27 protein-coding genes, 1 tRNA gene and 2 pseudogenes are annotated in these 25,593 nt (G+C 68.8%); 17 read left to right on the top strand and 13 right to left on the bottom strand.

From position 1 onward, the window contains the following. Positions 1–1,067: 1,067 nt before the first annotated feature. Entirely contained in the window at positions 1,068–1,286 is a 219-nt protein-coding gene (locus tag ACWC09_RS14360; protein WP_450850834.1) for a hypothetical protein, read from the top strand. Next, entirely contained in the window at positions 1,279–1,938 is a 660-nt protein-coding gene (locus tag ACWC09_RS14355; RefSeq protein ID WP_450850833.1) for a DUF6415 family natural product biosynthesis protein, read from the top strand. Before ACWC09_RS14360 ends, ACWC09_RS14355 begins: the two co-directional genes overlap by 8 nt. On the opposite strand, the pseudogene ACWC09_RS14350 reads toward ACWC09_RS14355, so the two are convergent. After that, positions 1,836–2,228: pseudogene (locus ACWC09_RS14350) on the bottom strand (YdcF family protein); the annotation flags it as partial. The gene ACWC09_RS14355 and the pseudogene ACWC09_RS14350 overlap by 103 nt on opposite strands. Here ACWC09_RS14350 and ACWC09_RS14345 point away from each other — a divergent pair. Continuing rightward, positions 2,229–2,540: pseudogene (locus ACWC09_RS14345) on the top strand (tyrosine-type recombinase/integrase); the annotation flags it as partial. 443 nt (positions 2,541–2,983) lie between these two features. Here ACWC09_RS14345 and ACWC09_RS14340 read toward each other — a convergent pair. After that, complete coding sequence (locus ACWC09_RS14340) at positions 2,984–3,583, bottom strand: DUF6082 family protein (protein ID WP_450850832.1); 600 nt, start codon at positions 3,581–3,583, stop codon at positions 2,984–2,986. A 581-nt stretch (positions 3,584–4,164) separates the two neighbouring features. After that, positions 4,165–4,236: transfer RNA gene (locus ACWC09_RS14335), tRNA-Cys, on the bottom strand. Positions 4,237–4,520: 284 nt separating this feature from the next. Between ACWC09_RS14335 and ACWC09_RS14330 the strand changes: the two genes are divergently transcribed. The 6 genes from ACWC09_RS14330 to ACWC09_RS14305 all read left to right on the top strand — a co-directional run bounded on the left by ACWC09_RS14330 (position 4,521) and on the right by ACWC09_RS14305 (position 10,517). After that, positions 4,521–5,963 (top strand): MFS transporter, encoded by a 1,443-nt coding sequence (locus ACWC09_RS14330; RefSeq protein WP_450850831.1) that lies wholly within the window; start codon positions 4,521–4,523, stop codon positions 5,961–5,963. Between the two features lie 200 nt (positions 5,964–6,163). Further along, positions 6,164–6,382 (top strand): hypothetical protein, encoded by a 219-nt coding sequence (locus tag ACWC09_RS14325; RefSeq protein ID WP_450850830.1) that lies wholly within the window; start codon positions 6,164–6,166, stop codon positions 6,380–6,382. Then, entirely contained in the window at positions 6,379–6,762 is a 384-nt protein-coding gene (locus ACWC09_RS14320) for a type II toxin-antitoxin system death-on-curing family toxin (RefSeq protein ID WP_450850829.1), read from the top strand. The genes ACWC09_RS14325 and ACWC09_RS14320 overlap by 4 nt, the downstream gene beginning before the upstream one ends. A 141-nt stretch (positions 6,763–6,903) precedes the next feature. Next, positions 6,904–8,706 (top strand): DEAD/DEAH box helicase, encoded by a 1,803-nt coding sequence (locus ACWC09_RS14315; protein WP_450850828.1) that lies wholly within the window; start codon positions 6,904–6,906, stop codon positions 8,704–8,706. A gap of 319 nt (positions 8,707–9,025) precedes the next feature. Then, on the top strand, positions 9,026–9,667 hold the full coding sequence (locus ACWC09_RS14310; protein WP_450850827.1) for an IclR family transcriptional regulator: 642 nt from the start codon (positions 9,026–9,028) through the stop codon (positions 9,665–9,667). Between the two features lie 58 nt (positions 9,668–9,725). Further along, positions 9,726–10,517: a S16 family serine protease gene (locus ACWC09_RS14305; RefSeq protein ID WP_450850826.1), complete on the top strand. Its 792-nt coding sequence runs from the start codon at positions 9,726–9,728 to the stop codon at positions 10,515–10,517. 20 nt (positions 10,518–10,537) lie between these two features. Here ACWC09_RS14305 and ACWC09_RS14300 read toward each other — a convergent pair whose 3' ends face one another. The 7 genes from ACWC09_RS14300 to ACWC09_RS14270 all read right to left on the bottom strand — a co-directional run bounded on the left by ACWC09_RS14300 (position 10,538) and on the right by ACWC09_RS14270 (position 15,607). Continuing rightward, complete coding sequence (locus tag ACWC09_RS14300) at positions 10,538–10,726, bottom strand: hypothetical protein (protein ID WP_450850825.1); 189 nt, start codon at positions 10,724–10,726, stop codon at positions 10,538–10,540. Positions 10,727–10,740: 14 nt separating this feature from the next. After that, entirely contained in the window at positions 10,741–11,316 is a 576-nt protein-coding gene (locus tag ACWC09_RS14295; protein ID WP_450850824.1) for an ArsR/SmtB family transcription factor, read from the bottom strand. A gap of 110 nt (positions 11,317–11,426) precedes the next feature. Further along, positions 11,427–12,386, bottom strand: a complete 960-nt coding sequence (locus ACWC09_RS14290) for a glycine betaine ABC transporter substrate-binding protein (protein WP_450850823.1) — start codon at positions 12,384–12,386, stop codon at positions 11,427–11,429. Further along, positions 12,383–13,216, bottom strand: a complete 834-nt coding sequence (locus ACWC09_RS14285) for an ABC transporter permease (RefSeq protein ID WP_450850822.1) — start codon at positions 13,214–13,216, stop codon at positions 12,383–12,385. The genes ACWC09_RS14290 and ACWC09_RS14285 overlap by 4 nt, the downstream gene beginning before the upstream one ends. Next, positions 13,213–14,466, bottom strand: coding sequence for an ABC transporter ATP-binding protein (locus tag ACWC09_RS14280; RefSeq protein WP_450850821.1), 1,254 nt, complete (start codon positions 14,464–14,466; stop codon positions 13,213–13,215). Before ACWC09_RS14280 ends, ACWC09_RS14285 begins: the two co-directional genes overlap by 4 nt. Then, entirely contained in the window at positions 14,459–15,106 is a 648-nt protein-coding gene (locus ACWC09_RS14275) for an ABC transporter permease (protein ID WP_450850820.1), read from the bottom strand. Before ACWC09_RS14275 ends, ACWC09_RS14280 begins: the two co-directional genes overlap by 8 nt. Before the next feature lie 21 nt (positions 15,107–15,127). After that, positions 15,128–15,607, bottom strand: a complete 480-nt coding sequence (locus tag ACWC09_RS14270) for an Lrp/AsnC family transcriptional regulator (protein ID WP_450850819.1) — start codon at positions 15,605–15,607, stop codon at positions 15,128–15,130. Between the two features lie 136 nt (positions 15,608–15,743). Between ACWC09_RS14270 and hppD the strand changes: the two genes are divergently transcribed. From hppD to nthA, 5 genes are all read left to right on the top strand, one after another. Beyond that, a complete protein-coding gene (hppD, locus tag ACWC09_RS14265) occupies positions 15,744–16,889 on the top strand; it encodes a 4-hydroxyphenylpyruvate dioxygenase (protein ID WP_450850818.1) in 1,146 nt (381 codons plus the stop codon). Positions 16,890–16,976: 87 nt separating this feature from the next. Then, positions 16,977–17,846 (top strand): phage baseplate protein, encoded by an 870-nt coding sequence (locus tag ACWC09_RS14260; protein ID WP_450850817.1) that lies wholly within the window; start codon positions 16,977–16,979, stop codon positions 17,844–17,846. A 9-nt stretch (positions 17,847–17,855) separates the two neighbouring features. Beyond that, a complete protein-coding gene (locus ACWC09_RS14255; protein ID WP_450850816.1) occupies positions 17,856–18,146 on the top strand; it encodes a hypothetical protein in 291 nt (96 codons plus the stop codon). Then, complete coding sequence (locus ACWC09_RS14250; protein ID WP_450850815.1) at positions 18,139–18,429, top strand: SH3-like domain-containing protein; 291 nt, start codon at positions 18,139–18,141, stop codon at positions 18,427–18,429. The genes ACWC09_RS14255 and ACWC09_RS14250 overlap by 8 nt, the downstream gene beginning before the upstream one ends. Continuing rightward, positions 18,419–19,000: a nitrile hydratase subunit alpha gene (nthA, locus tag ACWC09_RS14245; RefSeq protein WP_450850814.1), complete on the top strand. Its 582-nt coding sequence runs from the start codon at positions 18,419–18,421 to the stop codon at positions 18,998–19,000. The genes ACWC09_RS14250 and nthA overlap by 11 nt, the downstream gene beginning before the upstream one ends. Here the strand turns inward: nthA and ACWC09_RS14240 are convergent. After that, positions 18,963–20,516, bottom strand: a complete 1,554-nt coding sequence (locus ACWC09_RS14240) for a tetratricopeptide repeat protein (RefSeq protein WP_450850813.1) — start codon at positions 20,514–20,516, stop codon at positions 18,963–18,965. The genes nthA and ACWC09_RS14240 overlap by 38 nt on opposite strands. A gap of 91 nt (positions 20,517–20,607) precedes the next feature. Here ACWC09_RS14240 and ACWC09_RS14235 point away from each other — a divergent pair, with 91 nt between their 5' ends. Continuing rightward, on the top strand, positions 20,608–22,014 hold the full coding sequence (locus ACWC09_RS14235; RefSeq protein ID WP_450850812.1) for an FAD-binding oxidoreductase: 1,407 nt from the start codon (positions 20,608–20,610) through the stop codon (positions 22,012–22,014). Between the two features lie 17 nt (positions 22,015–22,031). Here ACWC09_RS14235 and ACWC09_RS14230 read toward each other — a convergent pair whose 3' ends face one another. Next, positions 22,032–22,445, bottom strand: a complete 414-nt coding sequence (locus ACWC09_RS14230; protein WP_450850811.1) for an SsgA family sporulation/cell division regulator — start codon at positions 22,443–22,445, stop codon at positions 22,032–22,034. Positions 22,446–22,688: 243 nt separating this feature from the next. On the opposite strand from ACWC09_RS14230, the gene ACWC09_RS14225 reads away from it, so the two are divergent. Together ACWC09_RS14225 and ACWC09_RS14220 are read left to right on the top strand one after the other, a co-directional pair. Beyond that, on the top strand, positions 22,689–24,263 hold the full coding sequence (locus ACWC09_RS14225) for an RDD family protein (RefSeq protein ID WP_450850810.1): 1,575 nt from the start codon (positions 22,689–22,691) through the stop codon (positions 24,261–24,263). Positions 24,264–24,370: 107 nt separating this feature from the next. After that, positions 24,371–25,003: an RDD family protein gene (locus ACWC09_RS14220; RefSeq protein ID WP_450850809.1), complete on the top strand. Its 633-nt coding sequence runs from the start codon at positions 24,371–24,373 to the stop codon at positions 25,001–25,003. An 18-nt stretch (positions 25,004–25,021) separates the two neighbouring features. Here ACWC09_RS14220 and ACWC09_RS14215 read toward each other — a convergent pair whose 3' ends face one another. Further along, positions 25,022–25,297, bottom strand: a complete 276-nt coding sequence (locus ACWC09_RS14215; protein WP_450850808.1) for a hypothetical protein — start codon at positions 25,295–25,297, stop codon at positions 25,022–25,024. Between the last annotated feature and the right edge of the window lie 296 nt (positions 25,298–25,593).

Here is a 25,593-nt window from a genome sequence, read left to right as displayed (position 1 = left end):
GGAAATATCTGAGTTGAAGAAGTCTCCCGAACGGCCAGCAGGCATGCACTTGGCACCCACTGGAATAACGCCAGAGACAACGTGGCCCGACGTGAGCTCCTGAGCGGGTCTGATGTGCGCGTGGAGATCTTCCGCCCGAGCGCCAAAGAGCGCACTCGGATTACAGGAGCCGACATCCACTCTCAGGCTGCGTAGAATCGCACAAGTGAGCCCCGACATGATGCAGCACAGCACGTCGGGACTCTGCCACCGCCGAACCCTATAACGTGCTGAGCGAGCCACGGAAAGGACGCAGACTTGCCAAGGATTCTTCTCGAATTACACAAGGCATTGAGACTCGATACCGGAAAGCCCTCTACTCATGCGCTTTATCTTCACTCACCGAAAAACGTTCAATATCCCAAGACTTATATCTCCACATGGTGTACTCATTACCCCATGCTCTGACTGATCGATATCGTCTCGGCCGTGCACCAAGTAGACCTCAACTTTCACACAGCCGCGTTGAGTGGAAATCATATTACCCCGCGCTCTCGCCGGATCTGTCGGATACAGTTTATAATTCAAGTGCTTACGCGTTACGGGTCGACTCATTTCAACGTAAAGAGTCCATCCCGAAGGAACTGTGCGCCCTTCATCGAATAGAATGACTGGCCAAACCATGAATTGGCATCCCGGGCGCGTCGACTCCGACTTCTGAAGTTCAACATGTCCAATTGTCAGTTTTCCGGTCGGGCTTTTCAAGGCCGTTCTGGTACCTGGGACCGTAATCGGATTTGGAGGATTAGCGCACTTGGCGCTCGGGTCGCTGAGTCCCCCGCGTTCACTCTTTCCACCCTCCGGATCTTTCCCATCCAAGTCAGTTTCGGTCTGCGGCCGAGTATCGTCAGACGTGTGGTATCAGACATAGAGGCCATTCGCGGCGACAAATAGTAAGAATATGAAAGCTATGACAACGAAGAAGGAATCAAGACCTTTCCATCTAGGCTGATACCCAAGTGTCGCCGTCCCTTTGCGGGACACCCGGTTCTCCATTGCGTAGGCCAAAGTCAACATGCCCAGCGGCAGTGAAGTGGCGCGACCAGACCCGCCAGGTGCACGCGGAATGCCTAGAACCGGGCTGCTTCCTCGGTGTGCCGGACGTCATCACGACCAACCCGAGCCTGGGCCGCTCGCGCTGGTGCGTACCGATGAACGGCCCCGGCAACCTGTGCAGCCCAGAGGCCGTCTCACAGCTCGTCGCGTACGGCCGGCACCAGCTCGCGGAGGCGACGGCCGGTGAATAACACGCCGCTACCTGTCGACGCCGACACGATCCACCACACCTACGAGTCCGTGCTGTTGAGCATCCGCCTGCCGACCGGAGACGCGCTGGACACCCTGAACGAGACGCTTCAGGGACACGTGCAGCTCCTGGCACCTGAGGTACGGGACCTCTCGCCCCGCATGCCAGGCGAGACCCGGCGTACAGCGGTCCATATCCTCGTGCGCACGTCTCACCTCCTGAAAGAGACCACGGGCTCCCCGACCGCCCAACTCACCGAAACGTACGACCTCGCAGTCACGGCCCGCGCCCTGCTGACCCTGTACCTGCGCCCCGGGCCGCTCGGTTCACCGACCGCCGAGGGCGAGATCGCCGAGCAGATTGGCCAACGCCTGTGCGGCGTCTGCTGGGAACCGATCGAAGACGACGAGCCGTACGAGCGGCGCCCATTCGACAGCAACTCGGCGGGAGCAATCCACGGCTACGTCCACGTCGAGCCGTGCGTCGATCGGCCGTCCCTGCTCGTGCCGGTGCCCCTCAGGACTCAAGCGCTTGAGCTGCCGCCACTTCCCGCAGCCTCAGGAACGACTCGGCTCGTAAAACCCCTCGTCACGAGCCGCTCAAACGCCCGGGTCACCTCGGCGGGTACGTCTTGTTGGATCATGAAGCCTTGAGCTGGGTAGATCAGCAGCCGTTGAAGAGATCCGACGAGCATGTCGGTGACAAGCCGTGCGTCCTGGATTGAGTCCGCGTACTCCGAGAGCGCCAGGGGAGTCGACGCACTCACGAACTCCACCTCAGGCCAGAGCTTCCGGGCCGTGGCGTAGGCCCGACGTTCCTCATAGGGCTTGCTGACGAGAAGCACGGAGGACACCTTGATTCCGCGCTCTGTGAGCAGGGCGCGGGACAGGGCGATGTTCTGCCCGGTATTCCGGGCATGCGGCTCGACGAGGATGGCGTCCGCGAACACGGCCGTAGCCCGTCCCACCGTCGGGACTGGACCGAGTGGAAAGCTCTCCTGAAGGAGGCGAAGGTGCGGGACGCTCGGCTGCACGACGCGCGCCACACGGCCGCCACAGTCCTACTCATGCTCGGTGTCCCCGAGCGGGCCGTCATGGGTCTCATGGGATGGTCGACCACGGTTATGGCCGCTCGCTATCAGCACATGGTCGACGCAGTGCGCACTGATGTGGCAAGGCAAGTTGACGGGCTGATTTGGAAGTCGGACGGCGACGAACCAGGCGGCGCAAGCGACGAGCCCATTTCGGTGCGGTGAAAGCCACAGGGGGGCATGCGCTCGGGTTGCCGCATGCGCTAGTCTCCGGCGCACGTCAAAAGCTCAGACGTCACAGCCGACATGCCATCACGGGAGTGGTGGCATGTCGGCTGTGCACGCGCCGACACCTCAGACGTCACACATGGCATGCCGTCCCATAGGAGTGGTGGCGTGCAGCAATAGGATGGGAGCTTGCCGTAATGCAAATCGAACGCCGCCTTGGGGTGTCCCCGCGAGAACGCAAGCAGTGCATGACCGAGGCGAACTGCCCGGATATCTTTGAGCTAACCGATGGTAGGTTTGTGATTATCGGCGATGACATCACTGCAGACGTACACTCGCTCCTTCCTGAAGATGCGGGTATTGGCCCGAATGAGCGAGCCGTCGTAATTACACGTGAAACGCTAACGGCGGCCCGGGGTGATATTCCGTCTCTGTGACGCCTATGCGTTCCGGCGCAGTGGAGTGGTGGATGCGGCGGCTTGGTATGCGCGCTCAACGATCACGCGGAATTGCGCTTCCGGGGAGTCTCCAGGTACGCGATTGGGGTCGAATATCCTCTCCCAGAACTCTCGCCACACGGGAACGGTGAAGAGGGCTTGTAGCGCCGACTCGATCACTGCCTCTGAGTAGTCACCTATCTCAAAGGCGAGATAGTGGTAAGAAAGCACCTGGTTGATGTACAGGTATTGCTTCCTTTTTTCCTCTGGGACATCGCCGGATAGGCTTGGCCACGTTGCGGCTAGGTCGGCGTCACTTACAGCGTCGTGCAGAAGCCTAATGTGTACCCCCCGAACCAGTGCCGCAGAAGTGCGATGAATTTCGCTTTTCATTGACCTGGTTTCAGCGCACTGCTCTTGCATTACTCGCTGCTGGCTCTGGAGCACGATGCGTTGCATCTCTGACTCCTTCTCCTGCATGCGCATAGTGCGCGCCATGTAGAAGAGCAGGACGGTTGATGATGCGGCTGCCGCTGCACCAAACGCCTGGCCCGCATTGCTGCTTCGATTTCCCTGCAGGGCGGGTATTTGCACGAGGGCCACGCTGATTAGGACACAGCCTATGCAAGCCAGAGTGATCGTCGCGCAAGATAGGATCACGCGTTTTGCGGCAGCTTGCCACTGTCGCCTGGCCATCCAACCCCCTAGGGCCGTTCCGCTGCCGATATTGTCTCCATTCCTAGGAGGCGGAAAACTCTCGGGGGTGTGTGGCTTATCTTGCAAGAGGGCCGTTTACCTATTTGACTAAAAAAAATGAACGGACACTCCGAGGATCGGTTACCGTGTGGTGTCGAAGTGATGGCAGTTGCGATATGTGCAGGGTCTAACTCCACTTACCTTGCAGAAGTTGCAGGGATGTGGTCGGTACTTTCCTGTGGTGCGTCGCGTAATGCTTCTCTATCTGCAGCGGTGCAGCGTGATGCATCGATGAGACCTGACGTGCGCCTAGCGTTCACGAGGCCGTCGTGCGGCACCGCGTGCGGGTGGCCTGTTGTGCATAGACAACGGATCCTCCGTGACGTCTTGGCGAGGTCGGCGAACTGAGACGGCAACTGAGACGGAGAACCAAAAGGGCGGCACCCTCCCGGGGTACCGCCCTTTCCTTTTACCTGGTCAGGCACTTGAGGCCGTGGCGGGAATTGAACCCACGTACCTCGCTTTGCAGGCGAGTCCCTAAGCCACTCGGGCACACGGCCGTGTCGGGGTGGAGTGTTGGGCTCCGTTCCGAACTCGGTGAGATGACCGTATGGCGGGGTGGGGGAGGGGCTCAAGGGAATCGTGGCGGCTGCAATGGGACTGCCATACGCCGTTCATGAAAGGGGTGCGGTGGGCTTCCGCGGGGGTCCGGTCCGGGCGCGGCGAGACGACCGCAGGGCTTGTGTCGGCGGGCTCGACGTGTGCGGGCGTAAGACCAAGGTCCCAGGTCAGGGGCGACTCCGGACAGGGGTCAAAGCCTGCTGTGCACCTTACTCTGGCGGGCATGACCGTCCTTGGGCCTCGCGACGCCGGTGTCGCGCACGAGATCGCAGGCAGTGTCGACGAGGGGGTGCTGGGGCGGGGCCATCGGGCGCTCAGTGTGGGGATTGTGTCCGTTGTGCTGTTGATCGCCTTCGAGGCGACCGCTGTGGGGACCGCGATGCCTGTGGCGGCTCGGGAGTTGGACGGGGTGTCGCTGTACGCGTTCGCCTTCTCCGGGTACTTCACGACCAGTCTGTTCGGGATGGTGCTCGCCGGGCAGTGGGCGGATCGGCGGGGGCCGGTCGGGGCGTTGACGGCGGGGATCGGGTGCTTCGCGGCGGGGCTGCTGCTGGCCGGGACGGCGTCCGCGATGTGGCTGTTCATCCTGGGGCGGGCCGTGCAGGGGCTCGGCGGGGGGCTGGTGATCGTCGCGTTGTACGTCGTGGTCGGGCGGGCCTACCCCGAGCGGCTGCGGCCGGCGATCATGGCGGCGTTCGCGGCGAGCTGGGTCGTGCCGTCGATCGTGGGGCCGCTGGCGTCCGGGGCGGTGACCGAACACCTGGGCTGGCGCTGGGTGTTCACCGGCATCCCGGTGCTGGTCGTGTTCCCGCTCGCGCTTGCTCTTCCGCAGATACGGCGGCGGGCGGGCGGACCGGTGGCCGCGTCCGGCGACGGCGCCTCCCTGGACCGGCGTCGGATTCGGCTCGCCCTCGGTATCTCCCTCGGCGCCGGGCTCCTCCAGTACGCCGCCCAGGACCTGCGCTGGATCTCCCTCGTCCCCGGCATCGCGGGCGCCGCGCTGCTCGTGCCCGCCGCGCTCGGGCTGCTCCCGCGCGGCACCTACCGCGCGGCCCGCGGACTGCCGTCCGTCGTGCTGCTGCGCGGCGTCGCCGCGGGGTCCTTCATCGCCGCCGAGTCGTTCGTGCCGCTGATGCTGGTCACCCAACGGGGGCTCACGCCGACGCTGGCCGGGTTCTCGCTCGCCGCCGGCGGCGTGACCTGGGCGCTGGGGTCGTGGGTCCAGTCGCGGGCACGGGTGGAGCCGTACCGGGAACGTCTGATGACGCTGGGGATGGTCCTGGTGGCCGTCGCGATCGCCGCCGCGCCCAGTGTGCTGATCGACTCCGTGCCCGTGTGGACCGTCGCCGTCGTCTGGGCCTTCGGCTGCTTCGGCATGGGCCTGGTCATCTCCTCCTCCAGCGTCCTCCTGCTCCACCTCTCCGCCCCCGAGGAGGCCGGCACCAACTCCGCCGCCCTCCAGATCTCCGACGCGCTCTCCAACGTGGTCCTCCTGGCGGCGGGCGGCGCGGCCTTCGTGGCCCTCGGCGGCGGCACGGTGACACATACGGCGACCGGGACATCCGGCGCCGGCTCCCACCCGGCCGCCTTCGCCGCCGTGTTCCTGCCGATGGCCGGGGTGGCGCTGGCGGGGGCATGGGTGACCACGCGGCTCCGGGAACGGTGAGCCGTAAGCAGGTTGCCGGGTGGGGGTGGGGCCGTAAGCAGGTTGCTGAGTGGGGGCCGTAAGCAGGTTGTTGGGTGGGGCGGTGAGCAGGAGGCCGGTCGCCGGTTGAGTCGTTGACCGGTCGCCGGTCGCCGGTCGCCGGTCGCCGGTCGCCGGTCGCCGGTCGCCGGTCGCGAGGACGCACTCGTATGCTCACCGGCATGTCCGATGTGCCCCTCCCGTTCCCCGCCTCCCTCCCCCTCCCGCCCGACCTCCGGCAGCAGCTCGACGACCTCGCGGATGCCACTGGCCGCCTCCCGGAGGACATCGTGCTGGACGCCGTACGACAGTGGCTGACGAGGGAGTCGTCGACGGTGCGGAGCACCGCGGAGCTGCTCGCCGGCGCCCATGCCGATCTGCTGCGGAGGCTCGGCGAATGAGGCGCACGAACCGGCACCTCACCGTCGCGGAGGTCGCGGACATCGCGCGGATCGCCTTCGGCGGACGTGCCCCCGACGTCCGGGAGAGTGGGCTGTTCGTCTCCGCCGTGCACCGCCCGCGCGCCCGGATGTTCGGTACGGCGGCCTACGAGGACCTGTACGCGCAGGCCGCCGCGCTGCTGCACGCCCTCGCCACGAACCACCCTCTCGTCGACGGCAACAAGCGCACGGCCTGGCTCGCCGCCGCGACCTTCCTCGGCGTCAACGGGGTCGACTTGGTCCACTGCGACCAGGACACCGCCCACGACCTGGTCATCGATGTCGCCTCCGGGGACGAGAGCGACATCTCCGTGATCGCGGGGCGGCTGCGGCAGTTGTGACGTGGGTCCCACCCACGGGCGACCCGGCCTTGTGTGCACGTTGACGGGACCGGGCCGCCGGTAGGGTGGCCCGGTTGTCATACGTAGCCCAGCCGCCCAGAGCCGTTTCGCCGAGCCGCCCGACCCCTTTCCACGGAGACCGTGACTACCACCGCCGCCAGCTCTGCCTCGCACTCCCACCACCTCTCTCCCGCCTTCCCCGGCCGCGCCCCCTGGGGCACCGCCGGCAAGCTGCGCGCCTGGCAGCACGGGGCGATGGAGAAGTACGTCCAGGAGCAGCCGCGCGACTTCCTCGCCGTCGCCACCCCCGGCGCCGGGAAGACGACGTTCGCGCTGACCCTGGCGTCCTGGCTGTTGCACCACCATGTCGTGCAGCAGGTGACCGTGGTCGCGCCTACCGAGCACCTGAAGAAGCAGTGGGCGGAGGCCGCGGCCCGGATAGGGATCAAGCTGGACCCCGAGTACAGCGCGGGCCCGCTCGGCAAGGACTACCACGGCGTCGCCGTGACGTACGCCGGTGTCGGTGTGCGGCCCATGCTGCACCGGAATCGGGTCGAGCAGCGCAAGACGCTCGTCATCCTCGACGAGATCCACCACGCCGGTGACAGCAAGTCGTGGGGCGAGGCGTGTCTGGAGGCCTTCGAGCCGGCCACGCGGCGGCTCGCGCTGACGGGTACGCCCTTCCGGTCCGACACCAACCCCATCCCCTTCGTCACGTACGAGGAGGACAACGCGGGCATCCGCCGCTCCGCCGCCGACTACACGTACGGCTATGGCTCCGCCCTGTCCGACGGGGTCGTCCGGCCGGTGATCTTCCTGAGTTACAGCGGCAACATGCGCTGGCGCACCAAGGCGGGGGACGAAATCGCCGCCCGGCTCGGCGAGCCGATGACCAAGGACGCCGTCAGCCAGGCCTGGCGTACGGCCCTTGACCCCCGCGGCGACTGGATGCCGAGCGTGCTGCGCGCGGCCGACCAGCGGCTGACCGAGGTCAGGAAGGCCATCCCGGACGCCGGGGCCCTGGTCATCGCCTCCGACCAGGACTCGGCGCGGGCGTACGCCAAGCTGATCCGTGAGATCACGGGCAGCAAGGCGACGCTCGTCCTGTCCGACGACGCGGGCGCCTCGAAGCGGATCGACGACTTCAGCGGGAGCAACGACCGGTGGATGGTCGCGGTGCGCATGGTGTCCGAGGGCGTCGACGTGCCGAGGCTCGCGGTCGGGGTCTACGCCACCACCATCTCCACCCCTCTCTTCTTCGCCCAGGCCGTCGGCCGCTTCGTGCGGTCCCGGCGCCGCGGCGAGACCGCCTCCGTCTTCCTTCCGACCATCCCGGACCTGCTGACCTTCGCCAACGAGATGGAGGTCGAGCGCGACCACGCCCTCGACAAGCCGAAGAAGGACGGCGAGGAGGACCCGTACGCCGAGTCCGAGAAGGAGATGGAGGAGGCGAACAAGGAGCAGGACGAGGACACCGGCGAGCAGGAGCAGTTCGCCTTCGAGGCGCTGGAGTCCGAGGCGGTCTTCGACCGGGTGCTGTACGACGGTGCCGAGTTCGGCATGCAGGCGCACCCGGGGAGCGAGGAGGAGCAGGACTACCTCGGTATCCCGGGTCTCCTCGAACCCGAGCAGGTGCAGCTCCTCCTCCAGAAGCGGCAGGCGCGGCAGATCGCGCACAGCCGTAAGAAACCGGACACGGAGGCCGACCTGCTGGAGCTGCCGGCCGAGCGGCGGCCCGTCGTCTCGCACAAGGAGATGATGGAGCTGCGCAAGCAGCTGAACACCATGGTCAGCGCGTACGTCCACCAGAGCGGCAAGCCGCACGGGGTCATCCACACCGAGCTGCGGCGGGTGTGCGGCGGGCCGCCGAGCGCGGAGGCGACGGCCGGGCAGCTGAAGCAGCGGATCGCCAAGGTCCAGGAGTGGGCCACCCGGATGCGGTAGGGGCCTGCGGTAGGGGCCCTAAAGCTGCTGACGGCATTTGTTGCACCCCGTTTGAATCAGGACAAACGGAGGTAGTCCCTCCTTACCGGTGACCGGATTCTGGACGGAGGCTTCCGCTCAGCGAACCCCCTTCGCTACTGTCCCGCTACGCACACGCCCCGTGGCAGCGCCGCCGCGGAGCGCAGCCGTGAAGCGACGCGGCCCGGCAGCGGCCGGGTCGCCGGCCGATCGGCGGCCTCTGTTGCGCGTCACTGACGGGACTCGGTGACGCACCGCCGCGCGGAGGTCGCCGACCTCACCACTTGGAGGAGTGGGCGTCGTGACCGCGGAGACCTCTCAGACGCTTGATCGAGGACTGCGTGTCCTCAAGCTGCTGGCCGATACGGACCATGGGCTGACCGTCACCGAGCTTTCCAACAAACTGGGCGTCAACCGGACCGTGGTGTACCGGTTGCTCGCGACACTCGAACAACACGCACTCGTACGGCGTGACCTGGGCGGTCGTGCCCGTGTCGGGCTGGGCGTACTGAGGCTGGGGCGGCAGGTGCATCCACTGGTACGGGAGGCCGCGCTGCCTGCGCTGCGGTCGCTCGCCGAGGACATCGGGGCGACCGCGCATCTGACGCTGGTGGACGGGGCGGACGCGCTGGCCGTGGCCGTCGTGGAGCCGTCCTGGACGGACTATCACGTGGCGTACCGGGCAGGGTTCAGGCATCCCCTGGACCGTGGGGCGGCCGGCAGGGCGATCCTCGCCGCACGGGCCAAGCCGGTGACCGAGCCCGGATACACCCTGACGCATGGGGAGTTGGAGGCGGGGGCGAGCGGAGCGGCAGCTCCACTGCTCGGGGTCACGGGGGTCGAGGGCAGCGTCGGGGTCGTGATGCTGGCCGATGCCGTGCCGGAGCGGGTGGGGCCGCGTGTGGTGGATGCGGCGAGGGAGGTTGCCGAAGCGCTGCGGTGAGGTCGGGCCCGCGCCGACCGCGCGTGGCCGGAAGTCGCCGTCACGTTAGATTGATCCCGTGCTCTCTCGTCTCACGCGCCCCCGGGCCGTCGCCGTCGCCGCCGTACCCGTCGTGGCGTTGCTCGCCACGGCGGTCTTCGCGCCGCTGCCGTTCTCGCTGGCGCAGCCGGGGATGACGGCGAACGTGCTCGGGGCGAACAAGGGCACGCCGGTGATCACGGTCTCGGGGGCGAAGACACGGCAGACCAGCGGGCAGCTGCGGATGACGACGATCGAGGCGACCAACCCGGACACCCGCGTCTCGCTGTCCGACGTGCTCTCCGCCTGGTTCGCCACGGACAAGGCCGTCATGCCGCGCGACTCGGTCTACCCCAGCGGGCAGAACACCAAGGAGATCGAGCAGCACAACACCGCGCAGATGAAGGAGTCGCAGGACGCGGCGACCCAGGCCGCACTGAAGTACCTCGACCTCAGCGCGGACAAGGTCAAGGTCACGCTGAAGCTCGCCGACGTCGGCGGGCCCAGTGCCGGGCTGCTGTTCACCCTGGGCATCATCGACAAGCTCGACGGCAACGGCAGTGGGGGTGACCTCACGGGTGGTCGCACCATCGCGGGTACGGGGACGATCGACGCCGAGGGGAAGGTCGGTGCGGTGGGCGGTGTGGCCCTGAAGACGCAGGCGGCTCGGCGGGACGGGGCGACGGTGTTCCTGGTGCCGAAGGATGAGTGCACCGACGCCAAGTCGGAGTTGCCGAAGGGATTGCGGCTGGTTCCCGTGACGACCCTGAAGGGGGCTGTCGGGTCGCTGGTGGCGCTGGAGACGGGGAAGGGGTCCGTGCCTCGCTGCTGAGCGCCGGGTGCGGGCTCGTGCTACGGGGCGATCGTTGCCGGCAGCGGTGTTGCCAGGCGCAGGCCGAGTTCTACGAGGGTCCAGCCGAGGCGGGTGCGGAGCTTCCGCGGGGGCTTCGCCTCGGACGCGAGTCGGTACGCGTCCGCCTGCGCGTGGAGTTCCGCGGCACGGGCGTGGTGCAGGGCGAGGTGGATCTCGGGGTGCTGCATCGGGGGTCGGCCTCTCAGTCCGTGATGGGGAAGGCGTGCGTGTGGATGCGTACCTGCGCGGCGCTGTCGTCCTCGACGGCCAGGTCGCGGTAGGTGTCGACGAGCGCGTGCATCTTCTCGATGAGTTCCCGGGTCAGCTCGGGCGTGAGCCGTAGCGTCGAGCTGCTCATGTCCCACACGCGGTTCCATTCCTCGGGCCAGCCGGCGCGGTTGCCCAGCCAGGTGGACAGGTTCTGGATCTGGGTGGTGGCGACCTCGTGGAGGTAGACGTCGGCGGCTCCGCGGACCGCCGGATCGCTGTCCGTGAGCAGGGAGTCGTCGAAGGCCAGTCCCTTGTGGACCGCCTTCCACCAGCGCTCCCGCCCCTTGCCCCGCTCGGGGGCGTCCTCGACGAAGCCGTGCGCCGCGAGCTGACGCAGGTGGTAGCTGGTGGCCCCGCTCGACTCGCCCAGTTTCTCGGCGAGTTGGGACGCGGTGGCCGGACCGCCGAAGCGCAGCGCGTCCAGCAGCTGCATCCGCAAGGGGTGCGCGAGCCCGCGCAGCGAGCGGGCGTCGAGATGGCGGACCTCTGGGTCCTTGGGCTCGTCCATGCGTACAAAGATAGCTATGCAAAGAATCCTTTGCAACGCCTTCTTTGCATCATCTTCTTTGCATGGCGTTCTTTGTGACTCCCCGCCGATCAACTCCCGCCCCCGCACCCCTACTTCACGAACCCCTCCTGCTTCATCCAGTCCAGCGCCACCTGATGCGGATCCTCCCCGTCCACGTCCACCTTCGCGTTCAGCGTCTGCGCCACCGCGTTGTTCAGCTTCTTCGTCAGCGGGTCGAGGACCGTCGCGATCGCCGGCCACTTCTTCAGGGCCTTGGAGTTGATCTCCGGTGCCGCGTTGTAGTCGGGGAAGAACTTCTTGTCGTCCCGCATCACCACCAGGTTCATGGACCGGATGCGCCCGTCGGTCGTGAAGACCTCCCCGTAGGTGCAACTCCCCTTCTTCACCTGGGTGTAGATGATCCCGGTGTCCATCTGCGTGATGTTCTTCGCCGGCACGCTCATCCCGTACGCCTTCTCCATGCCCGGCAGCCCGTCCGCCCGGTTGGCGAACTCGCTCTCCACGCACAGCGTCACCGCACCCGGGTCGTTCTTCGCCGGCGCGGCCACGTCGGACAGCGTCTTCGTGCCGTACTTCCTGAAGTTGTCCTGGTTCATGGCCAGCGCGTAGGTGTTGTCGAGCTGCGAGGGCGGCAGCCACGTCAGGCCGTTCTCCAGGTCCGCGTCGTGCACCGCCTGCCACTGCTTCTGCGGGTCGGGGATCGGCTCGCTGTTGCCGAGGTAGGTGATCCAGGCGGTGCCCGTGTACTCGTACATCCCGTCCGCGTCACCGGACTCGACCGCCTCCCGCGCGCCGATCGAGCCCTGGATACCGGTGCGGTCGAGCACGTCCGCCCCGGCCGCCCGGAAGGCGATGCCCATCATCGCGCCGAGGATGAGGTTCTCGGTGAACGACTTGGAGGTGACGGTCAGATGGGCCCCCTTGAGGGGCTCGCCCCGCCCGACCGAGCCGGGACCGACGTCGTCCGTCATGGGGGAGCCGCTCTGCAGCCCGCAGCCGGGCGCGGCCACCAGGAGCGCGGCCGGCAGCAGACACGTGCGGCGCCTCACGTCCCCACCTCCAACCCCCGCGGCCGCAACAGCAGTTCGGCCAGCGAGGCCAGCCAGTCGACGAGGAGTGCCAGGACGACCGTGAGGATCGAGCCCAGTATCAGCACCGGCATCCGCTGGTTGGTGATACCGGTCGTGATCAGTACGCCCAGTCCGCCGCCCCCGCCGAAGGTCGCCAGCGTGGCCGTGCCGACGTTCAGGACGAGGGCCGTGCGGACACCGGCGAGGATCAGCGGTACGGCGAGGGGCAACTCCACCTTCGTCAGGACGCCCCACGGCGACATGCCGATGCCCCGCGCCGCCTCCAGCAGCGTCGGGTCGTTCGCCTTCAGGCCCGCGATGGTGTTCGACAGCAGCGGCAGGACCGCGTAGACGATCATGCCGATCAGGGCCGTCCTCATGCCCATGCCGAGCCAGATCACCAGCAGGGCCAGGAGGCCGATCGCCGGGGTCGCCTGGCCCATGTTGGCCACCGTCATCGCCAACGGCGTCGCCTTGCGGAACGTCCTGCGGGTCAGCAGGATGCCGAGCGGGATCGCGATGATCAGTACGAAGAACGTGGAGATCGCGGTCAGTTCGATGTGCTGCCGGAGGGCCTTGGAGACCTGGCCGCCCGAGAGGGCGTTCTCGGAGATCGCGTCCAGGTCGGCCTGCTGGAACCACAGCCAGGTCGCCAGCAGGACGGCGACCACCACGGCGGGCAGAAAGGTCAGCTTCTGCCAGGTGATGCGTGACTTCGGCGGACTCGGCGGCGGCGCGGCCTCGGTCTCGCCCTGGACCTCCGCCTCTTCCTGTTCCTGCTCCTGTTCCTCCAGCTCGGGTGTGGTCACGCCCTCGCCTCCACTCCGTTGCCGCCCTCCTGCTCGGCGTGCGTCTGGGGGGCCCGGGTCTCCTCCAGGTCGTGCTGGTGCTCGATCGCCTCCAGCCGGTCGGCCTCCAGGAGTTCGTGCACGGAGTTCATGAGCGTCTCCACGTCGACGACGCCCTCGTACGCACCGCGCCGCCCGGTCACCGGCACCCGCCCCGCGTTGTCGGTCAGCACCGCCTCCAACGCGTCCCGGAGCGTGGCGTCCCGGGTCACCGTGTCGCTCACCAGCGTGCCCGCCCGCGCCAGCGAACCCCGCGCCCGCATGAGGTCGCCGCGGCGGAGCCACTTGTAGGGGCGGCGGCGCTGGTCGAGGAGGAGGATCTCGTTCGTACCGCTGGAGCGGAGGCTGTTGAAGATCTCCTGGAGCGGGTCGTCCACGGTCAGCGTCGGGTAGTCGATGATCTCGACGTCCCGGACGCGGGAGAGGTTCAGCCGCTTCAGCGCCGCGCCCGCGCCGACGAAGCCGGAGACGAAGTCGTCCGCCGGGTTGGTGAGGATCGCCTCCGGGGTGTCGAACTGGGCGATGTGCGAGCGTTCGCGCAGAACGGCGATACGGTCGCCCAGCTTGATCGCCTCGTCGAAGTCGTGGGTGACGAACACGATCGTCTTGTGCAGCTCGCGCTGCAGCCTGATCAGTTCGTCCTGGAGATGGTCACGGGTGATCGGGTCGACCGCGCCGAACGGCTCGTCCATCAGCAGTACGGGCGGATCGGCGGCCAACGCCCGTGCCACGCCCACGCGTTGCTGCTGGCCGCCGGAGAGCCGGCGCGGATAGCGGCCGTGGAACTCGCCGGGGTCGAGCCCGACCAGGTACAGCAGCTCCTCGACCCGCGCCTTGATCCGCTCCTTGGGCCAGCCGACCATCTTCGGTACGAGGGCGATGTTCTGGGCGACGGTCATGTGCGGGAAGAGGCCGGCCGACTGGATCGCGTAGCCGACCTTGCGGCGCAGCTTCACCGGGTCCATGTCGGTGACGTCCTCGCCGCCGATCCGGATGCGCCCGCCGGTCGGTTCGATCAGCCGGTTGATCATCTTGAGCGTCGTCGACTTACCGCACCCGGACGGGCCGACGAGGATGACGATCTCGCCCGCCTTGATCGCCATGTTCACGTTGTCCACGGAGGGGTTCGGGTTGCCCGGGTACCGCTTGGTGAGGTTCTCCAGCTCGATCGTCGCCCCATGAGCGGCGCTCTCGGACTCGGTCTCAGGCACGGATCCCCCTCGGAATGGTCAGCCGTCCGATCAGGACGTACGCGGCGTCGAAGAGCAGGGCGAGGACGATGATCCCGAGCGTGCCGGCGAGGACCTGGTTGAGCGCGTTCTTGCTGCCCAGCGAGGCGAGGCCGCGGAAGATCTCGTTGCCGAGGCCGGGGCCGGAGGCGTACGCGGCGATCGCGGCGATGCCCATCAGCATCTGGGTCGCGACCCGGATACCGATCAGGATGGGCGGCCAGGCCAGCGGCAGCTCGACCCGCGCCAGCCGCGTCAGCCGCGACATGCCGATCCCGTTCGCCGCGTCCACCAGTGACGGGTCGACCCCGCGCAGCCCGACGATCGCGTTCCGCACGATCGGCAGCAGCCCGAACAGGGTGAGCGCGATCACCGTGGGCGGCACGCCGAGCCCCACGACCGGGATGAGCAGACCGATCATGGCGAACGAGGGAATGGTCAGAAGGGTCGAGGTGGTCGCCGTGGCCAGGTTCCCGGCCCACTCGCTCCGATACGTCGTGACCCCGATCAGCACGCCCAGCACGCTCGCGACGACCATGCACTGGAACACGGCGCTCGCATGCTGGTAGGCGTCCGTGAGCAGTTGCTGGTGGCGGTTGGCCAGGTACTCCCAGAAGTTCACCTGCTCACCCCGGGGCGTCGGTCAGGTCCTCTCGTCGTCCTCCGCCGCCTGCTCCACCAGCGGGATGATCCGCAGCGGAACGGGGTTCTCCATCACGATCGCGGTGGCGGCCCGGACAATGCCATCAAAACCGACAACCAGGTCGATGACCCGCTGGAGGTCCGCGTTGGACCGGGCCACCAGCCGGCACAGCATGTCCCCGTTGCCGGTGGTCGTGTGCAGCTCCAGCACCTCCGGCACCGTCGCCAAGTGCGCCCTTACGTCCGCCCCTTGGCCCTGCCGGATCTGCAGCGTGGCGAACGCCGTCACCGGGTAGCCGAGCGCCGCCGGGTCCACCTGCGGACCGAACCCGCGGATGACGCCATTCGACTGAAGACGGTCCAGCCGCGCCTGCACCGTCCCACGCGCCACCCCCAGCCGCCGGGACATCTCCAGCACCCCGATCCGCGGCTCCCGCGCCAGCAGCACGATGATCCGGCCGTCGAGTCGATCGATCGCCACAGCAGCCTCCGTAGACCCTCGAACCGGTGGTCATCCTGTACAGAGACCCCGCGAAACCGCTGCCCTCACTAAACAAACTGCCCAGTGGAAACGCAAACTGTTGCGCACCCTGCCACCCCCGGACAAGGCTGCCGCTATGACCCAGACCACCCACCACACTCCCGACACCGCCCGGCAGGCCGACCCCTTCCCGGTCAAGGGAATGGACGCGGTCGTCTTCGCCGTGGGCAACGCCAAGCAGGCGGCGCACTACTACTCCACCGCCTTCGGCATGCGGCTGGTCGCCTACTCCGGACCGGAGAACGGCAGCCGCGAGACCGCGAGCTACGTCCTGGAGAACGGCTCCGCCCGCTTCGTGTTCACCTCGGTCATCAAGCCCGCCACCACCTGGGGCCACTTCCTCGCCCAGCATGTGGCCGAGCACGGCGACGGCGTCGTCGACCTCGCCATCGAGGTCCCGGACGCCCGCCGCGCGTACGCCTACGCGATCGAGCACGGCGCCCGCTCGGTCGCCGAGCCGTACGAGCTCAAGGACGACCACGGCACCGTCGTACTCGCCGCGATCGCCACCTACGGCGACACCCGCCACACCCTCGTCGACCGCAGCGGCTACGAGGGCCCCTACCTGCCCGGCTTCACGGCGGCGTCCCCCATCGTCGAGCCGCCCGCCCACCGCACCTTCCAGGCCGTCGACCACTGCGTCGGCAACGTCGAGCTCGGCCGGATGGACGAGTGGGTCGGCTTCTACAACAAGGTCATGGGCTTCACGAACATGAAGGAGTTCGTGGGCGACGACATCGCGACCGAGTACAGCGCGCTGATGTCCAAGGTGGTCGCCGACGGCACGCTCAAGGTCAAGTTCCCGATCAACGAGCCCGCGATCGCCAAGAAGAAGTCCCAGATCGACGAGTACCTGGAGTTCTACGGCGGCGCGGGCGTCCAGCACATCGCGCTCAACACGAACGACATCGTCCAGACGGTGCGGACGATGCGGGCCGCCGGCGTCGAGTTCCTCAACACCCCGGACTCGTACTACGACACCCTCGGCGAGTGGGTCGGCGACACCCGGGTGCCGATCGAGACGCTCAGGGAGCTCAGGATCCTCGCCGACCGCGACGAGGACGGCTATCTGCTGCAGATCTTCACCAAGCCGGTCCAGGACCGCCCGACCGTCTTCTTCGAACTGATCGAGCGGCACGGCTCGATGGGCTTCGGCAAGGGCAACTTCAAGGCCCTCTTCGAGGCGATCGAGCGGGAGCAGGCCAAGCGCGGAAACCTGTGAATCGGAAAACCTTGCAACCGGTGAACGCCAGTTGACACTCTCAAGTCCTGCGGGTGCCGAGGGGGCGCCCCAGGACTGGGAGAGAGCGTGACCGCGCCGATAAACCTCGCCGTGCCGTCCGACCGCTGGCTGTGGCAGAAGTCCACGCTCAAGGAACCGACGGTGCTGCAGTCGTTCGCCTTCGACGAGCCGAACAAGCACCTGTACGTCCTCCAGGTCACCGCCACCGGCCACGAGGCCGGCGACCTGTGCCTCAACAAGCTGGACTACAAGGGCAACCGCCTCGGGCACATGTACCTCAAGGGCTTCGGCCACGGCGTCAGCATGGGCGTCCAGCACGACGCCAAGGACGGCTCCACCTGGATCTGGACCGAGGCCGCCGCCGTCAACGGCTTCGGACAGGCCGTCACCCGCTTCCACTTCGCCGACGGCGCCACCCGCACCACCGCGGACGTCAAGATCCGCAAGCCGATAGCGGACTCGACCAACAACCAGCCCTCGGTCTGCATGGCGTCCAAGCGCCTCGCGATCCGCTACCGCGACAAGGCCAACAAGCCCCGCTACCGCATCTGGGACCTCGACGCCTTCACGGCCCGCGACTACGACAACCCGATCGCGGACATCGCCCAGGTGGGCGCCCACCCGGACGCCACGGTCCCTTTCCAGGGCTACGCCCTGCACCGTGACACCGTCTACCAACTCGCGGGCACGGCCTACAACACGACGACGAACCCCTTCGCCAAGAAGGGCAACGCGTACGCCTCCAGCATCGACATCACCACCGGCAAGCTGCTCCAGCAGCAGCGCACCGAGGCCGGCTACACCCTCACCTACCGCGAGCCGGAGGGCGTCGCGGTGCGCGGCGACTCGGACGCGAAGGTGTACCTCGGCTTCGCCTCGGGGGAGTTGGGCTCGCGGAGCTTCTCGATCTTCGTCAAGGACGACGCCCAGTCGTAGGCTGAGCACATGGCCAGGATCAACGACGTGGGCGGTACCCAGGGGTTCGGTCCGATCGACACCACCGACGACGCCGAGCCCTTCCACGCGGACTGGGAGGCGCGGGTCGTGGGGCTGTACAACGCCCTGCGCGGACAAGGGATCTTCAACACCAACGAGTTCCGGGACGCGATCGAGTCGATGGAGCCGGGGGAGTACCTGTCGACGTCGTACTACGAGCGCTGGTTCCTCGCCCTCTGCGCCCTGCTGGAGCGCAAGGGCGTGCTGAAGCCGGGTGAGCTGGAGGGACTCGATGGCTGAGGACCGCTTCCCTCCGGGCACCCGCGTGCGCACCTTCCCCCACGACCCGCCGCACCACACCCGCCTGCCGCGGTACGCCCGCGGCAAACGGGGCGTCGTGGTCGAACCGGAGGGCCCCGCCGAACTGGCCGACATCAGCGCGCAGGGGCGCGCCGACGCCCCGGTCGAGCAGATCTACGCGGTCCGGTTCGCGGCCCGCGACCTCTGGGGCGACGGCGACCACCACGTCGTACTGGATCTGTGGGAAAGCTATCTGGAAGAGGACCCTGCCGATGAGCGGTGACCACTCCGACGCGGCGGTGGCCCGTCGCGTACGACGCCTGGAGACCCTGCTGGAGGAGAAGGGCGTCCTCTCCGGCGCCCAGCTCGACGAGATCATCGACGCGTCCCTGTCCGGGGCGTCGCCGGCGAACGGGGCGCGGGTCGTGGCCCGGGCCTGGCTGGACGCGGAGTTCAGGGCCCGACTGCTGACGGACGGCACGGCGGCCGTCCGTGAACTCGGCTACATGGAAGGCTCGTACCAGCGCCTGAGGGTCGTCGAGAACACCGACTCGGTCCACAACGTCATCGTCTGCACCCTCTGCTCCTGCTACCCCCTGCGCCTCCTCGGTCCGTCCCCCAGCTGGTACAAGTCGGAGGCCTACCGCTCCCGCGTGGTCCGCGAACCCCGTGCGGTACTCGCCGAGTTCGGGCTGGACCTGCCGGCCGACACGGAGATCACCGTCTGGGACTCCAGCGCCGAGACCCGCTACATGGTGCTGCCGCGCAGGCCGGAGGGGACCGAGGGGCTGGGGGAGGAGCGGCTGGCGGGCCTGGTCACTCGGAACGCTCTGATCGGGACGGCGGCGGTGTGACCGGCGCCTTCCGATCAGGCGCCTTCTGATCAGACACCTCCTCGTCCGGCACCTTCTCGTCCGGCACCTTCTCGTCCGGCGGCTCACCCAGCCCCGCGAGGGCCGCCCGAGCCTCCCGCACCCCCAGCGGCGAGAAGTACGGATTGATCCGCAACGCCTCCTGAAGATGCCGTCGCGCCGGCCCGTCCTGCTTCAACTCCCGCTCGATCATGCCCCGGTGATACATGTACGGCGCACTGCGCACCCCGCCCCCGTGCTCCCTGTCCGTCGCCACCGAGGCGAACCGCAGCGCCTCCCTGTCGTCCCCGGCCCGGTGCAGCGCCCACCCCAGCGCATCGGCCACCTCGATGCCGGGTTGCCGCTGCCACTCGGCCCGCAACCGCCGTACCGCCGCCGTCGGATACCCGTGGTCCGCCTCGAAGACCCCCAGCACCAATGCGTCGTCCACGCCCCCGGCCTCGTCCTGCCGCACCCGCGTCCGCAACACGTCGTACTCCGCCCGGGCCGCATCGCCCAGCCCCAGTGACTCGTACAGCTCGCCCAGTTCCAGGGCGTACTGCGGGCGCGGCTGCTTGGCGAGGGCCACCTGGTACGCGGTCAGCGCCTCCGTCGTCCGGCCCAGCGCCGCCAGCGTCCGCCCCTGCCCGGCCTGCGCCGCCCGCTGGTCGGGATCGAGCCGTACGGCCTCCTGGAAGCGCCGGAGCGCGTCCTCCAGCTCGCCCCGCTCCCAGGACAGCTCCCCGGCCCGCTCCAGCCACGCGGCCTGCTCCGCGGGACTCGAAGCCCCCGCGGCGGCGTCGGAGATCGCGGCCGCGGCGTCCTCCCGCCGGCCCCGGTCGCGGTAGACGGCGGCGGCCCGCGCCCTCACCGCCGGCCCACTGCGCAGCTCCAGCAGCCGGTCCAGCGTCCGCTTGGTCGCCTTGTAGTCGCCGAGACCGGTGTACGCGTCGATGAGCAGCGGATACGTCGTCCACCGCTTGGGCTCCGCCTTCAGCGCGGCCTCGCCCCAGGTCCGCGCGGCCCGGAAGTCCCGCCGCGCGTTCGCCAGCGCCGCCATTCCGTCCAGCGCCGCGACGTTCTGTCTCCCCCGCACGCTCAAGGAGGCCCGCAGCGCCCGCTCGGCGAGCGGATAGTTCGCCGCGTCGGCGGTCCGCCGCCCCTGCTCCACATACGCCGCCCCCAACACGGCCCACGACACCGCGTCCTTGGGACGGGCCCGCACCCGAGCCTCCCGCTCCCCGATCAACGTCCCCAACCCGGGCAACCCGGCCGGCACCCCCGCGACGACGGCCGCCAACGCCTGGCCCCCCTGCGCCGGAGCGACGGCTTCAGGCACCGACCGCTGCCAGGGCCACAGCACGAGGGCTCCGCCGAGCACCGCACACCCCACCACGGCGGCGCCCACGGACCACCCCGCACGAGACCACCGCCGACCGGCCCCCACGCTTCCCGGCCCGCCCGCCCCCGCTTCCCCCTGTCGGCCCTCCGACGGGGCGTCGTCCTCTCGGTTCTCCATGCCGTTCACCATGCGCCCATACGACGACCACACCCGGCATGCGTCGGGTGCCGTAGACGGGGTTCACACCGATGGCCCCGGGTGCGACGCTGTGATCATGAGCCGTATCGAAGCCCCCCGCGACGACGTGACAGGCAACCTCGTCGACCGGCTCCTGGCCGGTCTGCCCGCCGAGACCGTCCTGACCGACCCGGACGTCACGGCCTCCTACGCCAACGACATGGCCAGCTTCTGCCCGGCCGGCACCCCGGCCGTCGTAGTGCTGCCCCGCACCGTGGAGCAGGTCCAGCACGTCATGCGCATCGCGACCGAGCTGCGCGTCCCGGTCGTCCCCCAGGGCGCCCGCACCGGCCTCTCCGGCGGCGCCAACGCCTCCGAGGGCTGCATCGTGCTGAGCCTGACGAAAATGGACCGGATCCTCGAGATCAACCCGGTGGACAGGATCGCGGTCGTCGAACCCGGCGTCATCAACGCGACCCTCTCCCGCGCCGTCAACGAGCACGGCCTCTACTACCCTCCCGACCCCTCCAGCTGGGAGATGTGCACGATCGGCGGCAACATCGGCACCGCCTCCGGCGGCCTGTGCTGCGTGAAGTACGGGGTGACGGCGGAGTACGTCCTCGGGCTCGACGCCGTCCTCGCCGACGGCCGCCTCATGTCCACCGGCCGCCGCACCGCCAAGGGCGTCGCCGGTTACGACCTCACCCGTCTCTTCGTCGGCTCCGAGGGCTCCCTGGGGATCGTCGTACGGGCCATCCTGGCCCTGCGCCCCCAGCCGCCGCGGCAGCTCGTGCTGGCCGCCGAGTTCGCGTCCGCGGCCGCCGCCTGCGACGCGGTGTGCCGGATCATGGAGGGCGGCCACGTCCCCTCGCTGCTAGAACTCATGGACCGTACGACGGTCAAAGCCGTCAACGACCTCGCGCACATGGGACTGCCGGAGACCACCGAGGCCCTGCTCCTCGCCGCTTTCGACACCCCGGACCCGGCCGCCGACCTGGCCGCCGTCGGCGCCCTGTGCGAGGCCGCCGGTGCCACGCAGGTCGTCCCCGCCGACGATGTCGCCGAGTCCGAACTGCTCCTCCAGGCGCGGAGGCTCTCGCTGACCGCGCTGGAGGCGGTGAAGGGCACGACGATGATCGACGACGTGTGCGTGCCCCGCTCGAAGCTCGGCGAGATGCTGGAGGGCGTCGAGCGGATCGCCGAGAAGTTCCAGCTGACCATCGGCGTCTGCGCACACGCCGGCGACGGCAACACGCACCCCACCGTCTGCTTCGACGCGGCGGACCCGGACGAGTCCCGGCGCGCCCGCGAGTCCTTCGACGAGATCATGGCCCTCGGCCTGGAGCTCGGCGGCACGATCACCGGCGAGCACGGCGTGGGCGTACTCAAGAAGGAGTGGCTGGCGCGCGAGATCGGGCCGGTCGGCGTCGAGATGCAGCGGCAGATCAAGCAGGTCTTCGATCCGCTGGGCCTCCTCAACCCCGGCAAGCTGTTCTGACCTCCCGGCCGGTGGGCTCACTGGGCGAGCAGCTGGTCGAGCGCGTCGTCGATCCCGAGCTGCTCGCCCTCGGTCCCCGGGGGCACCACCCTCAGCGTCCGCTCGAGCCAGGCGGAGACCTGGGCGGCGGGCGCCTCGAGGAGCGCGTCCCCGTCCGGCGAAATCAGCGCCATCAGCACGACGCTGCGGCCGTCCGTCTTGGTCGGCCACACCCGTACGTCCCCGTGACCGCACGGCCGGAACACCCCCTCCACCAGCAGTTCTCGGGAGAACGTCCAGTTCACCGGGTGGTCGGAGTTGATGTGGAAGGTGATGTGGACGGCGTACGGGTCGTCGGTGCGGTAGCTGAGCCGGGCCTGGACCGGGATGCTGCGCTCCGGCGACAGGACCAGCTGGAGCTCCAACTCGCGTTCCACGACGGTGTAGTGCATGACGTCGTCTTCCTCTCTCGGGCAGGTGTGCGGGGCCCGGTGGGCGGGCCCGTACATGGGAGAGAGGCGTGGGGGCGCAACCATTACGCGGGTTCCGAGAGATTTTTTCCCGAACCCGTGAAGGGGGTGCGCAAGGTTGCTCAGAAAGAGGTGGGTCCAGCGGGACCGGCGGTGTTGCTTGCGCCGGTCTGATAGATGTGGAGGCCCCCATATTCACCCGCGAGCAGATACGGGACGACGGACATGAGCGCCCCAACTCCGGCCCCCGGCGACGACCGGCCCCGCGAAGGGTATTACCCGGACCCGTCCATTCCTGGATATGTCCGGTACTGGAACGGTGCCGCCTGGGTACCGGGCACCAGCCGCCCGGCCCCGTCGGACGGCGAGTCGCTCGCGCCGCCGTCCGGCTCGACCCCGGCCACGCCCTCCGTGGAGGAGACGGGCCCGCACTTCTTCGACGAGGACCCCGAGCCGCAGCAGGGCAGCGCCTCCGAACCGGCGTCCGCGTGGGGCGCCGACCGCTCCCACCAGTCCGGATTCGGCGGCGAGCAGGACCGCCGCGTCTCCTGGGGCGCCGACCCCAGGGTCCCCTCCGACACCACCAGCACGGACGGCACGGCGACGATCCCTCCGGCGGCCCAGGACACCTCCGACGTGGATTCGCCGGGGACGTATGTGTTCCGCCGGGTCACGGAGCAGCAAGGGGGAGCCGCGACGGGAGCCGGCGCCGCGGGGTCCGCGGGCGCGGGTGGCTTCGGCGGCCCAGCGGCCCAGGGCCCGGCCGCTCCCCACATCCCCCACCCCGGCCCCGCCGCCGACGAGGGCACCATGACCTTCCGTGCGGTCTCCCAGCGCACGGGGCGGCCGGGCGGGGCGCAGGGCGGGGACACGGGGGCGCCCGCGAGTGGCGGTGCCGCTCAGGCGTCCTCCGCTGCCGGTGCCTCCGGTGGCCCGGCGTTCGGCCCCCAGGGCGCGGCCCCCGCGCCGGACGCCCCCGGCTTCGGCGCGGGCAAGGCCGCGGCCGAGCGTGCCGCGAACGCGCAGGCCCCCGGCGCCCGCAGCGCCGCCCCGCCCGCGCTCCCGGGCCCGCAGCAGGCTTCCCCGCAGCAGAGCCCTGCCCCGCAGCCCTCCCCGACCGTCCCGCCCCAGTCCGGTGGCCCCCAGCCCGCCCCCGTCGGTCAGGCGTCCACCCCCATGGCCAGCGGCGCCGGTGGCGGGCAGTCCTCCTGGGCGCAGCAGGTGCACCGGCTCGCGGGCGCCGACGACGAGCAGCCCGTCGCCCCCTGGAAACCGCCGGTCGAGGACATCTTCCAGGCGGCCGCGAGGCGCCAGGCCGCCGCCCGCCCGGCCGGCCTCGGCAAGCGGCTCGCCGCCCGTCTCCTGGACACGGTCGTGGTCGGAGCCGTCACCGCGGCGGCCGCCGTACCGCTCGGCACCAAGGCGGTCGACCACATCAACGACAAGATCGACGAGGCCAAGCTCAGCGGCCGCACCGTCACCGTCTGGCTGCTCGACGGCACGACCTCGGTCTACTTCGGCATCATCCTGGCCGTCCTGCTCGTCGCCGGCGTCCTGTACGAGGCGCTGCCCACCGCCAAGTGGGGCCGCACGCTCGGCAAGAAACTGCTCGGCCTGGAGGTGCGGGACATCGAGGGGCACGAGCCGCCCACCTTCGGCGGGGCCGTGCGCCGCTGGCTCGTCTACAGCGTGTCCGGCCTGCTCGGCATCGGCCTCGTCGGTGTCCTGTGGTGCCTGTTCGACCGCCCGTGGCGCCAGTGCTGGCACGACAAGGCGGCGCGGACGTTCGTAGCGGGATGACCATCGAGGGCGTCTACGGCATGTACACCGTCCGTACCACCTGATTCGGTACTCCGGACGGCCGTCCGCCGGATGCGGAGCCGGGGGGTTCGCGGTCCACTCGGGCCATGAGCAGCGAACCGCCCCCCGGCGACGGACGGCCGCCGGAAGACGATCCGTTCAGGAAGCAGTCGCCCCACGGCGGCCAGCAGCCCCCGTACGGCCAGCAGCCCCCGTACGGCGGGCAACCCCCGCCCTCCTCCGGAGGCACCCCCTACGGTGCCGGTCCTCACCCCGACGACCCCCTCGCCGGCATGCCCCCGCTCGCCGACAGCGGCAAGCGCACGCTGGCCCGGATCATCGACATGATCATCGTCGGCATCGTCGTATGGCTGATCACCTGGCCGCTGAACGCGCACGCGTACACGGTGAACAGCGACAAGATCGAGGCCGGCAAGTCCTTCCTGCAGTCCCTGATCGCCGCCCTGCTCTACATCGGCTACGACACCTTCATGACCAGCAAGTCCGGCCAGACGCTCGGCAAGCAGCTGCTGAACATGCGCGTGGCCAACCTCGACAACGGCTCCACGCCCTCGGTGCAGACGTCACTGGCGCGCGCCGCGGTGCTCTGGATCCCGTTCGCGTTCTGCTGCTTCTGCATCTGGACCGCGATCTCGGGAGGCTGGAGCTACTTCGACCGGCCCTACAAGCAGGGCCTGCACGACAAGGTGGCGAAGACGGTGGTGGTCAGCACCAACTGAGCCGCCGACGCGCGTACGTCACGCGGCAGTCGAGGAGCCCGTCGCCGCAACCGGCACGGGCTCTTCCGCCGTCTGCTCCTGTGTCTGCTCCGGTACGGGCTTCTGCATCGCGACGACCCGCGCCCTCGGCAGCGGGGCCGTCATGGCGACGAGGAGCCCGAGAGCGAGCGCCGAGACGGAGATGATCGCGATCCCCACGCCGGAACTCGTCTGTGACAGCAGCAGCATGGCGAGCGTCGAGAAGATCACGGTGCAGGAACCGTAGGTCAGCTGTGCGGCAGTCGGACGAGGCATGGCAATCGTGTCCTCGGAAGTGGGGGTCCACGGGGGTGTCGGCCTGGTTTTCCGCCCGAATTCGGGCGTTCCGCCAATCGACTCTAATCGCGTGCATGCCCGAGTGGAACGAACAGTAAGCGTGACCTAACCAACACGGCCGGTGCACGGGGGGCGCACGGAGTCATGGCGTCCAGCACGTGGACGGAGGAACGCGCCCTAGCCCACCTGTTATGTACAAGTCAAGGTCTGTTTTTTCTTACCAACCTCTAGTCAAATTGCGTCACTTGACTTACCACCGTGACCACGAGGAACTC

Source organism: Streptomyces sp. NPDC001617 (assembly GCF_053596855.1).
This window is presented reverse-complemented; position numbering and strand designations above follow the sequence as displayed.

Excerpts from the sequence above, each read along its gene's own strand:
- ACWC09_RS14295 (WP_450850824.1), bottom strand. The coding sequence starts at position 11,316 with ATGGACGAGCCCAAGGACCCAGAGGTCCGCCATCTCGACGCCCGCTCG.
- nthA (WP_450850814.1), top strand. The coding sequence starts at position 18,419 with ATGAGCGGTGACCACTCCGACGCGGCGGTGGCCCGTCGCGTACGACGC.
- ACWC09_RS14220 (WP_450850809.1), top strand. The coding sequence starts at position 24,371 with ATGAGCAGCGAACCGCCCCCCGGCGACGGACGGCCGCCGGAAGACGAT.
- ACWC09_RS14215 (WP_450850808.1), bottom strand. The coding sequence starts at position 25,297 with ATGCCTCGTCCGACTGCCGCACAGCTGACCTACGGTTCCTGCACCGTG.
- ACWC09_RS14240 (WP_450850813.1), bottom strand. The coding sequence starts at position 20,516 with ATGGAGAACCGAGAGGACGACGCCCCGTCGGAGGGCCGACAGGGGGAA.
- ACWC09_RS14330 (WP_450850831.1), top strand. The coding sequence starts at position 4,521 with ATGACCGTCCTTGGGCCTCGCGACGCCGGTGTCGCGCACGAGATCGCA.
- hppD (WP_450850818.1), top strand. The coding sequence starts at position 15,744 with ATGACCCAGACCACCCACCACACTCCCGACACCGCCCGGCAGGCCGAC.
- ACWC09_RS14230 (WP_450850811.1), bottom strand. The coding sequence starts at position 22,445 with ATGCACTACACCGTCGTGGAACGCGAGTTGGAGCTCCAGCTGGTCCTG.
- ACWC09_RS14300 (WP_450850825.1), bottom strand. The coding sequence starts at position 10,726 with ATGCAGCACCCCGAGATCCACCTCGCCCTGCACCACGCCCGTGCCGCG.
- ACWC09_RS14320 (WP_450850829.1), top strand. The coding sequence starts at position 6,379 with ATGAGGCGCACGAACCGGCACCTCACCGTCGCGGAGGTCGCGGACATC.
- ACWC09_RS14225 (WP_450850810.1), top strand. The coding sequence starts at position 22,689 with ATGAGCGCCCCAACTCCGGCCCCCGGCGACGACCGGCCCCGCGAAGGG.
- ACWC09_RS14250 (WP_450850815.1), top strand. The coding sequence starts at position 18,139 with ATGGCTGAGGACCGCTTCCCTCCGGGCACCCGCGTGCGCACCTTCCCC.
- ACWC09_RS14255 (WP_450850816.1), top strand. The coding sequence starts at position 17,856 with ATGGCCAGGATCAACGACGTGGGCGGTACCCAGGGGTTCGGTCCGATC.
- ACWC09_RS14325 (WP_450850830.1), top strand. The coding sequence starts at position 6,164 with ATGTCCGATGTGCCCCTCCCGTTCCCCGCCTCCCTCCCCCTCCCGCCC.